Source organism: Paenibacillus sp. FSL K6-1230 (genome assembly GCF_038002385.1).
GTDB lineage: Bacteria > Bacillota > Bacilli > Paenibacillales > Paenibacillaceae > Paenibacillus > Paenibacillus massiliensis.
In genome coordinates, this window is the sequence record NZ_JBBOCK010000001.1 from 123,542 (window position 1) to 138,669 (window position 15,128).

A 15,128-nucleotide genomic window follows, 5' to 3' on the forward strand; every position below is an offset into this window, starting at 1 on the left:
CTACTCTTGCAGTATGAAATTTTCCGGTCTTTTGTGATAACATAGAAATGTGCTGCTAAATCCCAATTGAATTGCTTGGGTGAACTGGATATAGTAGTACAATAGGACAGATATGCAGGGAGTCAAAGCCATGCCGCAATTCACACAGGTAAGAGTCCGTCTGCACAGTCGCCACCAAGGTGAAGATGTGGTGCAGGACATTCCAGCTGAGGCCATCCTTCGCGGCAGCACGCTGTACATAAGGTATGAGGAACCGCAGGAAAGTCCGCTGGGCGGAACAACCAATGTCACGATTAAAATAGGACAAGCTGAACTGAAGCTGATTCGACACGGTGAGGTGCAATCCGAGCAGTCCTTCGAAGAAGGAAAACGACTGCCCGGTTTTTATCGTTCTCCTTACACTAATTTTTCCATGTCCACGGATACTAGCAGGTTAACCATTCAGCGTGAAGGTCTGACTGCGCATGTGGAATGGGACTATGATTTATATGTGTATGAGGATTTGTCCGGAGCGTTCGCTATCAGTTTGCATATACAGGAGGAACAGGAATAATGACGAGCAATCCCCTTGAACGAATTCACCAGCAGGTGGTGGAAGCCATCGAAGCTGCGGTACTGGCAGCTGGTATTGTGAGCCAGGAAGAGATTCCGGCGATTACACTGGAGGTCCCGAAGGATAAAGCGCATGGTGACCTCGCTACGAATGTGGCTATGCAGTTGACCCGTATTGCCAAGCGCAATCCACGTCAGATTGCTGAGCAGATCATTGAGCATTTGGATCGGAAGTCTGCATCCATCGAGACAGCGGAGATTGCAGGCCCGGGCTTCATTAATTTTCGACTGGACAAGAGCTATTTGTATCCTGTAATTCAGCGTGTGTTGGAACAGCAGGCGCAATATGGACGGGTAGAGGATGGAGCTGGCAAGAAGGTACAAATGGAATTCGTAAGCGCGAATCCGACGGGAAGTCTTCATCTCGGTCACGCGCGTGGTGCGGCTGTAGGAGATGCACTCTGTAATGTGCTGGATTTTGCAGGCTATAAGGTAACCCGTGAGTACTATATCAACGATGCCGGTAATCAGATCTATAACATGAGCCGCTCCATCGAGGCACGTTACCTTCAGGAGCTGGGGCAGGATGCCGAGATGCCTGAGGACGGATACCACGGTGAGGATATTATTGGCTTCGCCAAGGAGCTCGTGGCTGAGAAGGGGGATTCGCTGCTGTCGATGAGCCCTGGTGACCGTGCAGGCTTCTTCCGCGATTATGGTCTTGAGAAGGAGCTTGGCAAGATCAAGCGTGATCTGGAGCGCTTCCGTGTGCCATTCGATTCCTGGTTCAGCGAGACCTCACTGTATGAGAATGGTGAAGTATTGAAGGTGCTGAATGAGCTTCGTGATCGCAACGAGATCTACGAGGAGGAAGGCGCAACCTGGTTGAACACCACCAAATACGGTGATGACAAGAACCGTGTATTGATCAAGAATGATGGGACTTACACCTATCTGACACCGGACATTGCTTATCATCGGGATAAGTATGCCCGCGGCTACGATACGATCATTAACATCTGGGGAGCAGACCATCATGGTTACATTCCACGGATGAAGGCGGCTATGGAGGCACTGGGTAATGATCCAGACAAGCTTAAAGTCCTCATTGCGCAGATGGTCAGTCTCTTCCAGAACGGCGAGAAGGTCAAGATGTCTAAACGTACGGGCAAAGCGGTAACGATGGAGGATCTGATGGATGAAGTGGGCGTGGATGCCATCCGTTATTTCTTCACCATGCGCAGTATGGACTCGCATCTGGATTTCGATATGGATCTCGCGATCTCCACGTCCAACGAGAATCCGGTATTCTATGTACAATATGCACATGCTCGTGTATGCAGTGTGCAGCGTCAAGCAGAGGAGCAGGGTATTACATTGCGCCCACTCTCTGAGATTGCACTGACCGAGCTGAATACCGAGCGCGAGTATGATCTGATTCGCAAGCTGGGTGAGCTGCCTGAGGAAATATCTGTAGCAGCAGCCAACTACGCACCGCATCGTGTCATCCGCTATGTATATGACCTGGCATCCATGTTCCACAGCTATTACAAGGCCGAGCGTGTCATCACTGACAATGTAGAGCAGACCCAGGCTCGTCTGGCGTTGCTGTCTGCAGTACGTGTTGTCATTGCGAACGTACTGAAGCTGGTAGGCGTGAGCGCGCCAGAACGGATGTAGCTTGTTCAACCGTACCTCTTAAGTGATTACAATTTAAATAAAATGGTCTCAGAGCTAGTTTTGTTGCAGGACGGATTGTAATGCGAAGTGTGCTGAGACTCAAAGAAAGGGCCATCCTAGGGGGTGGCCTATTTTCTTTATAAGGTGCAGTAGCCGCGGTTTCAGCCCATTTGGGTGCTCTCCACCAGGATTCTTTGGAAAAAAAATCATTGTCGACCACATTCTTCTGGCTTATAATCTATTCCCATATTGATGGGAGAGGTGACTATGAACAATAGGATTGAATCATTTAGGGGATCCAGACATTTTCGACTGAATCGCGTAGCGGATAGTGTAGTAGCAGCAATTGCAATTCCTGGTACAGGTTCTTTGGGGAATGCAGCAATCATTGATTTAGGCGATACAACTGTTGTGGTGGATACCTTCTCGACAATACAGGCTGCAGAGGATTTGAAGGCAGCTGCAGAGCACCTTACGGGAAACCCTGTGTCCTACGTAGTCAACACGCATTGGCATAGTGACCATACTTCTGGAAATCAAGTGTTCATCCCTACGGCCCAAATCATCTCAACATCCATTACTCGAGAGATTATGGATACGTTTGCGAGAGACAGATTGGCTCAACATCTGAAAAACATGGAGAAGCTCAATCAGGCTATTGATGAATCGGATGTGCAAATACAATACGAGACAGATGAAAAGCTGAAAAGGGAAATGGCATGGGAAAATGCTACCGACCGTGAGTTCGTGAAGATGCTACCTAATCTCGTACATTCGCTGCCGACGGTCACTTTTGAGCAACAGATGACCATACATGGCAGCAAGCGTAGCATTCAGCTCCATACCTTTGGCGGCGGTCACACGCAAAGCGATGCAATCGTGTACATCCCGGAGGACAAAATTGTCGTAATGGGGGACCTGGTACTATCACAGCATCACCCGGTTCTAATGTATGCCAATCCTCAGGAATGGCTTAATATTTTGGGGCAGGTCGAACTGCTGGATGTCGAGACTATCGTACCGGGACATGGCGAGGTATGCTCTTTGCAAGAGCTTTACGAAGTGAAGGGATACATAATGCGTATCACTGAAATAGTGACCGAAGCCGTTCAGCGTCAGGAAAGCATTGATGAGATTCATGTACCGCTAGAATATCATGACTGGTACTTTACTACATATTTCAAGTCAAATTTGAGTAAAATTCATGCCATGATTACGGAATCTGTGGGTGTACGATAAGTATTCGTTTAAATATTTATAAATTTCTGAAAAATGGGGATGTTCACTTGGGTGACAACCCCATTTTTCGTATGAACGGAAGCCTTCCTGTCAGAATCTTTACTTGGGCCCAATAGAGATTAGACAGGCTGGTATGCGAGTGCTATATACCCGGCTAGATGTTGAATGAGTGCCGAACGGTGCCGATCTGAGTTGCTGACGAGGTAGATGTACCGTTCGTAAGGGTTGTCAGGAATCGGCTGAGCGATAAGTTGCCCCCTAGCGACTTCGGCCTCCACAGCAATACGGGATACGAAGGATACGTGCTCTCCCAGCATAACTGTCTGTTTAATGGCCTCCAGAGAGTCCATCTCCAGTCTGGACGTAAGGGATCTGCCTGCATTAGCTAGCCACTTGTCCGTTAGCTGTCGTGTGTTGGAATCCCTGCCGTGGAGAATGAAGGAGGCCGAGGCCAAGATATCCGGGGTAAGCTCCTGCGTGCTCGCCAGTGGATGTGTCGGGGCACAGATTAAGACCAGCTCATCCTTACAGATCTGTTCAGCTGTTAGGGAGCTCATAGTGAATGGCTCGGTGGAGACGAGACCAAGATCGAATTCACGGCGATGCAGCTTCTCTTGAATGACTGGAGCGGTCTTGACGGACAACGAAATCTGAATGCCAGGATACTCCTGAGAGAACCGATGCAAAATGGATGGCAGAATGTAAGTTGCCGATACATAGCTCGCGCCTATGGAGATGTGGCCACGCTGCAGGCTGTCGAATTCACGGACCACCCGCTGCGCTTCGTTCGCGAGCGCGTTAATTTTGACCGAATAATGCAGTAAGGCACGTCCCGCATCCGTGAGCAGGATTCGACCCATACGTGCATCGAAGAGCTTAACCCCCATTTCCTTCTCCAGATTTTTCATATGAAAGGTCACCGTTGGCTGCTTCAATCCCAGCAAATCGGCAACTGCGGTGATTTTCTGATGCTTATCCAGCAATTCCACGATATGTAGCTTTAGTAGATTCAGGTGCAATTCACTCTCTCCTTTCAAGCTGGTACCCATCTGAAGATCCCTCTATATAGATTAAATCTATGAATGTTAATAGAATTCATTGAAATTATTAATTTTGCTCTTACCTTCCGCTGACACTGCTCTTAAATTGAACAATTACACTGTAAACAGTCATGACAGATAAGAAATAACAGGGAGTAAGCAATGGATCTGAATATACAAGGAGTTAGCAAGACATTCGGTGAGACCACTGCACTGCATCAGACGGATCTCGTCGTACGCCATCGTCGGTTCACTACGTTACTTGGTCCTTCCGGCTGTGGCAAAACAACGCTACTGCGGATGATAGCTGGTCTGGAACGTCCTGATACAGGACGGATAACCATGGGTGACCAGACGCTGTTCTCAGCTACGGAGCGCAAGGATGTGCCCGTGCACAAGCGTCAGTTCGGCATGGTGTTCCAGGATTTCGCCCTCTGGCCGCATATGACGGTGTATGACAATGTAGCCTATGGACTTATGGCAGGCAAACGTCACAAAGATGTACGTAGCACGGTGATGGAGGCATTGGCATCTGTACGGCTTCAGGGTATGGAGCAACGCTATCCTCACGAGCTCTCGGGTGGCCAGCAGCAGCGGGTAGCATTTGCCCGGGCAGTGGCGATCCGTCCAAGACTGGTGTTGTTCGATGAGCCGTTAAGCGCGCTGGACGCTGTATTGCGTGAGGAAATGCGGGTGGAAATGATGTCATTGGTACATGATCTCGGACTGACGGCATTATATGTCACGCATGATCAGATGGAGGCCATGTCCATGTCGAGTGAGATCGTGGTGATGAACAGCGGGCAGATTCTGCAATCAGGAGTCCCGGAGGATATTTACAACCGTCCTAGAAATGCGCTGGTAGCCCGGTTCATTGGCAAATCCAACTGGTTGATCGAGAACGAGATCATGTTCCGGCCAGAGCACATCTTATGGGAGGCGGATCAACAGTCTTCTGTTCAGCAGTTGGAGCGTTATCGGGTGAATATACGACATGTCAGCTATTTGGGGGACCGATACGAGATTGGACTCACTACAGATACAGGGCAGCACTGGCTGGCCTACCATCACACAAGGTTATCTGTTGGTGAGCAGCGCGATGTCTTTGTATCCAAAGAACATATTCACTATATGAAGCAATCATGAATTAGGGGGAGATGGAGAGATGAAGAGCAAGATGAAATGGACACGTGGGCCTGTGCTGAGCAGTCTGGCCTTGATGATTGGGTTGGCAGTGACAGGCTGTGGAGCGGCGGGCCCTGCGGCGACGACAGGGACATCTGGAGCTGAAGCAGGAGCAGCACCAGTATCAGCAGAGAAGAAGCTGGTCGTGTACAGTGCCGGACCAGAGGGGCTGGCCAAAAATCTGATTGCAGGCTATGAGCAGGCAAGTGGTGTTAAGGTGGAGATGTTCCAAGGTACGACTGGCAAGATTCTGGCCAGAATGGAAGCAGAGAAATCCAATCCAGTCGCAGATGTCGTCATTCTGGCATCCTTGCCATCCGCACAGGGACTCAAGGCTGACGGCTTGACCATGGCTTATCCAGAAGCTGCGAACGCAGACAAGCTGAACCCGGACTGGTCCGATGCTGAGGGTCATTACTTCAGCACCAGCGCATCTGCACTTGGCATTGCGTACAACACGAATGAGGTCAAGATCCCACCGACATCTTGGGCAGATCTCAGCAAGCCCGAGTTCAAGGATCAGGTGAACATTCCCGATCCATCGCTGTCAGGGTCTGCATTGGACTTCATGACGGGCTATCTGAGCGTGAAGGGCGAGGAAGGCTGGACGTTGTTCGACGACTACAAGGCTAACGGAGTTGCGCTCGCTGGAGCGAACCAGGAGGCGCTTGATCCGGTTATTACTGGTGCAAAGGGCGTAGTTGCGTCTGCGGTAGATTATATGACTTATAAGGCCAAGGATAAGGGCGAGCCAATCGACATTATTTACCCGAAGGAAGGCACTGTAATCAGCCCACGACCAGCGATGATTATGAAATCCAGCCAGCACGTGGATGAAGCCAAGGCATTCATTGACTACCTGCTCTCGGATGAAGCACAGAAGCTGGTGGGAGATGCTTATCTGCTACCAGGGCGTACGGATATTCACGCTGAGAATCGTGCCAATCTCGATGAGATTCCGGTGCTTGCAGTGGACTGGAACTGGATGTCTGAGCACGGTGCTGACGTAACTGATCGCTTCCTGAAGCTATTCAAGTAATACGGGAGTATACATGACGAGTCGTTATATACGGGCGTGTAGCATAGCATTGGCGCTGCTCGTCCTTACTTTTCTAATTATTGTTCCGCTGGGTATGATCTTCGTTCAGAGTGTGTATCCCGAGGGAGAGCTGGATATATCATCTCCATTCTGCGTTATGCTGGAATCGGAGCTGTCTGGTGTGTTACTGGACTCGATTTGGCTAGGTGTATGCGTAATTGCGGGAACGACGGTGCTGGCGCTGCCCTTGGCATGGATGATGTCGAGTACCAGCTTGGGCAGGTACCGCTTCCTGGATGTTATTTTCCTCATTCCGTTCATGACGCCACCTTATATTGGGTCCATGGGCTGGATTCTGTTCATGCAAAAGAATGGTTATCTGGAGCAGCTCGTACCATCTGCCTCGAGGATCACTCCTGCCTTCTTCAGCTTTGGGGGTATGGTGATGATCATGAGTCTACACTTGTTCCCCTTCCTGTATTTGCTGCTGAGAGGGGCGCTGATTCAGATCGGAGGAAGTCTGGACGAGGCAGGAGCCGTTCATGGTGGGGGCTTCCTGTACCGCTTCCGCAGAATCATAGTCCCCCTGCTGCTGTCTGCCTTCGGCATGGGCGCGATGCTGATCTTCGTGAAGACCATCGCAGAGTTCGGCACCCCTGCTACCTTCGGAAGAAGGATCGGGTATGAGGTGATGACGTCAGAGATTCACAAGTACATCTCTAGTTGGCCTATTCATTTTGGTAAAGCAACGTCGCTGGCTTCCGTCCTGCTGGCCGTATGCTTGGTCGTATGGTACATGCAATCTCTCATCAGCCGTAAATACTCCTATCGACTGGTAGGTGGCAAGGGAGCGAGAGGTACCTCATATCGTCTAAAAGGCTGGGCACTGTGGCTCTGTTACGTGTATGTACTGCTGCTGCTGTTGTTCTCTATAGGCGTACCTTACTTCTCCATTATTGCGGCATCTACAATGAAGCTGAGAGGCGTGGGATTGGCCTGGGATAACTTTACGCTGGATTATTATGTGCAATTGCTGACATGGGGTTCTGAGAGCATGAATGCTCTGGTTAGCAGCACGCTGTTGTCGCTCGCCGCATCTACGGTAGCCGTCATCTTGGGTACCTGGTTCGCTCTCATTATTGGGCGCTCTGCGACGAGAGTTGCACGGGTGACGGATTTGTTCAGTCTACTGCCTAACACGGTCCCTGGTATTGTCATTGTCGTGGGTCTAATTCTGCTGTGGAACTCACCATGGATGCCGATCCGACTGTACAACACATATGGAATGGTAATATTGACGTATGTAGTGCTGTTCGTTCCTTATACAGTTCAATACGTCAAGGCAGGACTGAATCAGCTTGATCCTTCTCTATTTCAGGCAGGCGCGGTATTTGGAGGGGCACCCTTCTATATTTTCCGGCGGATTATGTTGCCTCTGATATTACCGGGGATGCTGGCAGGCTGGATGATGACGTTCACCATTGCCTCACGTGAGCTGGTAGCTTCATTGCTGATCCTGCCGCCTTCTGTTCAGACTTCTGCCACTTATATCTTCGCGCAGTTCGAGCAGGGACAGGTATCCCTTGGTATGGCGATGGCTGTCGTCACAGTGGGTCTTACTACAGCGATATTGATATTAATCGAGAATGTAAGCTCGACAAGAAAGTGGAATGCACGATGATTAGTGTGACAATCTGGGGAGGAGCAGGGGAGCATGGACGTTCCTGCTACCTGATCACAGGCGAAGAGCATAAGATCCTGCTGGATTGTGGTGTGAAGAAGGTTGGCACCGGCGAATATCCGTTGCTGTCCAATGAACGGGTGCCTGAGCTGACCGCAGTATTCCTGTCCCACGCCCATGAAGACCACTCCATGGCATTGCCCTTGCTTTACAAGCTGGGCTATCGAGGAGAAGTATGGACGACGCGCGCGACAGCAGAACAGCTTGACTCCTATTTCCGTTCATGGTCTACCTTCGTTCATGCAAGACAAGGTGAGCTCCCCTACGAAGAGGAGCATATTCAAGCAATTACTTATCGTTACATTGAAGAGACTGTATCTGCAGGACAATGGCATAGGCACACTGAAGGAGTATCGTTCAGATGGGGCCGCACCGGTCATTTGGCTGGATCCGTATGGTATGACGTGGTCATGGAGGGCCGGCGAATCTTCTTCTCGGGAGATTACAATGCTGAATCTGAACTGATTGCAGCAGATCGACCAGAGGTCCAGGTAGCAGAGGAAGCTTCGCTATCTATTCAGCAGAATAAGGGCGGTTGTCCCGATATTTCGATCGTCGACGCAGCGTATGGCATGGATGTGGAGACACAGGAGGACAAGCAAAGCCAATTGCGTGCGGAACTGGTGGCGACCTTTCAGAATGGGGGGCATGTGCTAATGCCTGTTCCGGCTTTTGGAAGGGGACAGGATCTGCTAGTGTGGGTCGGTGAGCAATTTCCTGACATCCCTCTGATCGTTGAGAACAAGGTCTGGAATGGCTTGAGGCAGTTGCTACAGTGGAAGGATTGGCTGCGTCCAGAGGCCGAAGCAAGAATTGTGGCGGCAATGGATAGGAAGTTGCTACATATTCCGTCCAGTGATGCCGAGAGAGTACAATTGCTCGCCGCAGGTCCATCTGTCATTTTCACGGCGGATGGCACAATGGAGTCGGTGAGCTCTCAATGGTATTACCAGCAGTTAGCCACGGAATCCACGCATACAGTGCTGCTAACGGGTCATACCTACAAGGATACATTCGGAAATAGGTTGCTGAAGGGAGAGCTAGTCTCCGGGTTCAATGTGAAACGAATCACATACAAGGTGCATCAAGGACTGGAGGATGTCCGTGTCATGCTTCGCAGCATGCCAGCGCACCAGACGTTGCTGGTGCATGCTCCTTGGGAGGAGACTAATCTTGTACGCGATGAATTGGAGGGCTCCGGGTTCAGTGGCATATACTCTCTAAAGCCAGGGATGACTTTGGGCTGCACCGAAGTACTGAGTGTCCCTATAGTGTCTACAGTATCTGAGTCAGGTCCAGCAAAGTAGCAGGGTAGATCGCAGAGTGGGGCTGAATGGCGACCACACAACACAGCGGGAGACCAGCCTTGGTGAGATAAACTAGTCAAATGGCTAGTTTCAGGTCAACAAAGGTCTTAAGGGGTAGTCCAAGCCGAATAAACGGTCTGGCTCCCCTTTGTTGTGCTCTATCGTCGAAAAAACCAGCCGATGCCTATTTCATATTGCGTAGCCTGATTGGCCGCCCAATCAATAGGGTCAGGACACGACCTCGCGAATGTCGCCGTCTACGCCATGCTGCAGCTCCAGTGACTTGAAGATTACCTGGCAGCCCTGCCCGATAGGAGACTGGGCTACAATGCCGATCTTAATGTCCTCTGGGCAATCCAGTCCGAAATAGCGAACGAGCTTCCAGCGTTGTCCATCCTTCGAGTAATGAAAGGCGAAGCTGTTGCCAGCTCTTGCAATGCTTAAGTAAGGTGTAGGGACACCGGTAGGGGCAGATACACAATCATCGGATGTGCCACGGGTCACGACACTGAGAATGGATGGCTCCTCCTCGAAGAATTCAAAGCATACCTTCGCCCAGTAATTCTCCTTCGCCATGATCATTAAGCAGCCAGAGTCATATTGCTCCTTCATATCGACACGGACCTGTGTGGTCAGTCGGAAGTCTCCGCTTACGTTGGTATAGAGAAAAGGCGCTGAATTCTTGGGTGCGGAACCGCCTGGGTCAAGGAAGAAATCACCGCCAGCAGGAGCCTCGATGACAAGATTTCCATCTTGAAATCCCCAGTCCTGAGGCTCATTAATCCATTTCAGATTCGAAGATAGCGCTTTCTCAAAACAGCCTTCAAACAGGTTCATTAGACTCGCTCCTTACCATCAATCATCATTATTCGAGGTGGAGATTGGGATAAATCGACAAAATATCACTGTTCTAGTGTGCCTGCTCATCCCATCTACTTACCTAAGATTCTATATTCGGCTGCGAGCTGCTGAATTCCTGTTAATGGTCTGAGAACTCTTGAAATATCGCTAATCAGCCTATGAGATTCACATAAGACTGTGAGATTCACATCAGCCTGTGAGTTCGCAAGGGGAAGAGTGGGGCAGCCACTTCTCGTTCTGCCCTGCTCCTTATCTTGTTTCCGTTATGAAGTGTAGCGACAGCTTATTTCAAGCCTTCCTGAAGCAGACGATAGGCATCGATCTCTCCAAGTTTGCTGGTCCGACGCGTAGCCCCCTTGGGAGAGCGAATGGGAGAAGATGTCTTGCGCAGCAGCGCCTTGATCTCGGAAGGAGACAGGTCAGGCTTCTGGGCGAGCAACAAGGCAATGGCGCCGCTGACATGAGAGGTGGCCATAGACGTTCCACTCATCTCATGGTGTCGACCCTTGATCCAGGAGGATATGATTTTGTCTCCAGGGGCATATACGTCCACGTAAGGACCACGATTGCTGAAGGTGGCGACTCTTTTGAATCTGTCTGTAGCACCTACGGCTATGGTCTGTGGGTAACGTGCCGGATAATCAATGCTGCTGCGTTTGCCATCATTTCCAGAGGAGGCGACGATGGTAATCCCGCTTTGATGGGCTCGATTCACGACATCCAGCAGCGCTTTACTACGGGTCTTCATGCCGAAGCTCATATTAATGATATGAACCTGGTTGCGTACACACCAGTCAATGCCAAGGACAATATCTGATACATAAGCGGAGCCATTATGGTCAAAAGCTTTCACAGGATAGATGATGGTATGTGGGGCGACACCCATCAAGCCGGATTGGCCGTTGATGCTAGCAATGGTACCGGCAATATGAGTTCCATGACCGTTATCGTCGTAGGGCCATAAAGCACGGTTCAACAAATTAACCCCTCGTGCGAGTGCGTGCTGAAGATCCGGGTGCTGAAAATCCACACCAGTATCAATAATGCCGATCCGGACACGGGAGCCTGTTGAGATTGGCCAAATGCGGGGGGCACGAATTTGCTTGATCCCCCACGGAATGTCGCCCTCTGGCTCAATACGGATCTGCGGGGTACTACTCTTATGAATTCGAACACTGGAGTCACGTTCAATCACCAGTCTGTCCTGAAATCGCTCCAGACGTTCGCGGCAGGCGGCAGGAGCAATCAGGGCACGAATGGAATGGGCAGCCTGAATACGCCGAAGGCCAGAGAATCCGGATTTCATCTTCTGTAGGTGCGACAGACATTCCCGATATTGTCCAGGCCTGTTGAAGCGGATGATGTGCTTGTGACGTCCGCCATGGGCGGCGGAGCTCTGGATGGCTTCATGTAGCTGCTGCAAAAAAAACGAGTAATCCATACTCTGCGCTCCCCTCAGATGAGCTGTGCTGAGGTATTGTATGAAGGACATGGGGGAACGGCATGAGGAACTTGCCCCTTTTTTTACAGAATAGGCCTGCGCTCGTGTCAAATGTGCTGAACGGACATAGGATACATAGAGGGCTCAGGCCCTTAATGCACCAACTTTGAGGGCGCGTCCTTCAAAGCGGATACAGTCGAGAGGCGGGGGGAATTTCCTTCCGTCCTTTTTCCTTGATTGGACTTGGCCCTACATACTTGCATTTTGTGCCTAAATAGGTTTTACTTATGTGTGATAATGGATAGTGACTTGTGAATTATGCGTGAGAGGAAGTGTCCTTTAGTGAGTACGCCACTCAATTTGAAGATTGACCCTGAGAAGGTCCATGAAATTCCTATGGTGGATCTGGCGTTTATGGTGCTCAAAGCAGCCAATACGCCTTATTACTACCGTGACTTGATGAATGAGGTCGCCAAATTGCGCGGCTTGACCGAAGATGAGATTAATGATGTTATCGCTCAGCTATATACGGAAATCAACATCGATGGGCGGTTCGCTTGTGTCGGCACGAATCTGTGGGGACTGAAGCGCTGGTATCCTGTAGACAAATCCGAAGACGCCCTTACAGGCGCCAAGCGTCCACGTATCATCAATGATGAAGACGATGAGGACGATGACTATCAGGACGAGGAAGAGGAAAGCTACGACGCGGACGACGACTTCAGCAGTGATGATTCCGATGATGTGGATGATGACCTGTTCGATGGCGAAGACGACGACGATGATGCGGATGAAGAAGTTATCCTTGATGATGAAGATCTTGAGGATGAGGAAGAAGAAGAGGAAGACGAAGAGTCCGAAGAAGAAGGCGAGCCGGACGATCGTTAATTCGACTTGGAGAAGGGCGGGTATCTCTGCTTGATAGCAGGGGTGTCTGCCCTTTTTTTCCTGTTATAACGCCTTGGAGGTAGTCGTTTGAAGAGGCGGCAAACTTTTGTAAAATCTAGTCCCAACTTTCCTTGACACGGCAATACACACAAGGTAAACTATTGCTTGGGCTTATGATTAGTATGTATATTAAATCATTCCGAGTGATAAAAAGTGCCCCGTACAGCGGGAGTGCTTTTTTTGTTTTTATAATGTCAGAAGTATAAGTTACGGAGCATCAGCTTCCTGATATTGCAAGGAAAACAACGATATATGTTTTTCTTATAGGGTGCTTGCACCTGTGGTAACCAGGGCGAGGCGGCAGGGTTGAAAGATCATTCTGCTGCCTTCTTTCATGGATGATGATCCGTGCTGGATGGATGACGATCTGGCGGGTTACGCTAACATCATAATGTCGCCTGAATTTTTGGACTATATTTAGGAGGGTATTAAACAGTGGCAAAGTATATTTTCGTGACGGGCGGGGTTGTATCATCTCTTGGTAAAGGTATTACTGCGGCTTCACTAGGAAGACTTCTCAAGAACAGGGGATTGAAGGTTACGATCCAGAAGTTCGATCCCTATTTGAATGTCGATCCCGGGACAATGAGTCCTTATCAGCATGGTGAAGTATTCGTTACGGATGATGGCGCAGAGACGGATCTGGATTTAGGCCACTATGAGCGTTTTATCGACATTAACTTGTCCAAGAATAGCAATGTAACCACTGGTAAAGTCTATTCCAGTGTCATCAGCAAGGAGCGTCGTGGGGAGTATCTGGGCGGTACAGTTCAGGTTATTCCTCACATCACGAACGAGATCAAGGAGCGCGTGTTCCGTGCTGGTCGTGAAGCAGGTTCCGATGTAGTCATCACTGAGATCGGTGGTACAGTGGGCGACATCGAGAGTCTTCCGTTCCTGGAAGCGATCCGTCAGATCAAGAGTGAGGTTGGACGTGAGAATGTGATGTACATTCATGTAACCCTCATTCCATACATCAAGGCTGCCGGTGAAGTGAAGACTAAGCCGACTCAGCATAGCGTAAAAGAACTGCGTAGCATCGGTATTCAACCGAACGTGATCGTGTGCCGCACCGAGCATGAGCTGTCGGCCGACATGAAGGCCAAGATTGCCCTGTTCTGTGATATTGACGCGAATGCTGTAGTGGAATGCCGCGATGCTTCTACTTTGTACGAAGTACCGCTTAATCTCCGTGAGGAAGGCCTTGACGAGATTGTCGTGAACCACCTCAAGCTGACCACGCCACCACCAGATATGAAGGATTGGGAGAGCCTGGTTGAACGGATTAGCAAGCTGGAGAAGACGGTTGAGATTGCCATTGTAGGTAAATATGTAGCTCTGCATGATGCGTACCTGAGTATCGTGGAATCTCTCTCGCATGCAGGCTTTGATGCCAATGCAGATGTGAAGATTCGCTGGGTCAATGCAGAGGAGATTACAGACGAGAATGTACAAGGACTTCTGGGCGGAGTTGCTGGTATTCTGGTACCAGGTGGCTTCGGTGATCGTGGTATCGAGGGCAAGATTAGTGCTATTCGCTATGCCCGTGTGAACCAGATTCCATTCTTCGGTATCTGCCTGGGTATGCAGGTATCCGTCATCGAGATTGCTCGTGCACTCGCAGGATTGGAAGGAGCGAACAGCTCGGAGATTAACCCTTCGACTGAATATCCAGTTATTGACCTGCTGCCTGAGCAGAAGGACATTGAGGATCTGGGTGGCACTATGCGTCTAGGACTGTATCCTTGTAAGCTGGCAGAAGGCTCCCTGGCTATGGCCTGCTATGACGATGAGCTGGTGTATGAGAGACACCGTCACCGGTATGAGTTCAACAATGAGTATCGTGAAGTGATCGAGAAGACTGGTTTGAAGATCAGCGGTACTTCACCAGATGGACGTCTGGTAGAGATCGTCGAATATCCAGATCACCCTTGGTTCCTGGCTGTTCAGTTCCATCCGGAGTTCACCTCCCGTCCGAACCGTCCGCAGCCGCTGTTCCGTGAATTTGTCAAAGCAGCCCTGCAATTGCAAAACTAAGCTGGTTATAGCAGCGGGTATTGCTAACCTAAATAGCGCGTGTCGGTGAATCTCACCG

The 15,128-nt window shown here is 50.0% G+C and carries 12 protein-coding genes; 9 read left to right on the top strand and 3 right to left on the bottom strand.

What is annotated here, in order from left to right:
• Positions 1-130 precede the first annotated feature (130 nt).
• From MKX74_RS00560 to MKX74_RS00570, 3 genes are all read left to right on the top strand, one after another.
• A complete protein-coding gene (locus tag MKX74_RS00560) occupies positions 131-553 on the top strand; it encodes a DUF1934 domain-containing protein (protein ID WP_018888100.1) in 423 nt (140 codons plus the stop codon).
• Entirely contained in the window at positions 553-2,232 is a 1,680-nt protein-coding gene (gene argS, locus MKX74_RS00565; RefSeq protein ID WP_018888099.1) for an arginine--tRNA ligase, read from the top strand. The genes MKX74_RS00560 and argS overlap by 1 nt, the downstream gene beginning before the upstream one ends.
• A 267-nt stretch (positions 2,233-2,499) precedes the next feature.
• A complete protein-coding gene (locus MKX74_RS00570; protein ID WP_018888098.1) occupies positions 2,500-3,471 on the top strand; it encodes an MBL fold metallo-hydrolase in 972 nt (323 codons plus the stop codon).
• Between the two features lie 119 nt (positions 3,472-3,590).
• Here MKX74_RS00570 and MKX74_RS00575 read toward each other — a convergent pair whose 3' ends face one another.
• A complete protein-coding gene (locus MKX74_RS00575; RefSeq protein WP_018888097.1) occupies positions 3,591-4,490 on the bottom strand; it encodes a LysR substrate-binding domain-containing protein in 900 nt (299 codons plus the stop codon).
• Between the two features lie 183 nt (positions 4,491-4,673).
• Between MKX74_RS00575 and MKX74_RS00580 the strand changes: the two genes are divergently transcribed.
• The 4 genes from MKX74_RS00580 to MKX74_RS00595 are packed head-to-tail and all read left to right on the top strand — an operon-like array spanning position 4,674 to position 9,783.
• Positions 4,674-5,657, top strand: coding sequence for an ABC transporter ATP-binding protein (locus MKX74_RS00580; protein WP_341177173.1), 984 nt, complete (start codon positions 4,674-4,676; stop codon positions 5,655-5,657).
• A 19-nt stretch (positions 5,658-5,676) separates the two neighbouring features.
• A complete protein-coding gene (locus MKX74_RS00585) occupies positions 5,677-6,735 on the top strand; it encodes an ABC transporter substrate-binding protein (protein WP_341177174.1) in 1,059 nt (352 codons plus the stop codon).
• Between the two features lie 13 nt (positions 6,736-6,748).
• Entirely contained in the window at positions 6,749-8,416 is a 1,668-nt protein-coding gene (locus tag MKX74_RS00590) for an ABC transporter permease (RefSeq protein ID WP_018888094.1), read from the top strand.
• Complete coding sequence (locus MKX74_RS00595; RefSeq protein WP_341177175.1) at positions 8,413-9,783, top strand: MBL fold metallo-hydrolase; 1,371 nt, start codon at positions 8,413-8,415, stop codon at positions 9,781-9,783. Before MKX74_RS00590 ends, MKX74_RS00595 begins: the two co-directional genes overlap by 4 nt.
• 228 nt (positions 9,784-10,011) lie before the next feature.
• Here the strand turns inward: MKX74_RS00595 and MKX74_RS00600 are convergent, their stop codons facing one another.
• Positions 10,012-10,620: a DUF1349 domain-containing protein gene (locus MKX74_RS00600; protein ID WP_018888092.1), complete on the bottom strand. Its 609-nt coding sequence runs from the start codon at positions 10,618-10,620 to the stop codon at positions 10,012-10,014.
• 307 nt (positions 10,621-10,927) lie between these two features.
• Positions 10,928-12,085 carry a S8 family peptidase gene (locus MKX74_RS00605; RefSeq protein ID WP_018888091.1) on the bottom strand — a complete coding sequence of 386 codons (1,158 nt, stop codon included), beginning with the start codon at positions 12,083-12,085 and terminating at the stop codon, positions 10,928-10,930.
• A gap of 342 nt (positions 12,086-12,427) precedes the next feature.
• On the opposite strand from MKX74_RS00605, the gene rpoE reads away from it, so the two are divergent.
• Both rpoE and MKX74_RS00615 read left to right on the top strand, forming a co-directional pair.
• Complete coding sequence (rpoE, locus tag MKX74_RS00610) at positions 12,428-12,973, top strand: DNA-directed RNA polymerase subunit delta (protein ID WP_018888090.1); 546 nt, start codon at positions 12,428-12,430, stop codon at positions 12,971-12,973.
• Between the two features lie 495 nt (positions 12,974-13,468).
• A complete protein-coding gene (locus tag MKX74_RS00615; protein WP_018888089.1) occupies positions 13,469-15,070 on the top strand; it encodes a CTP synthase in 1,602 nt (533 codons plus the stop codon).
• Positions 15,071-15,128: the final 58 nt, after the last annotated feature.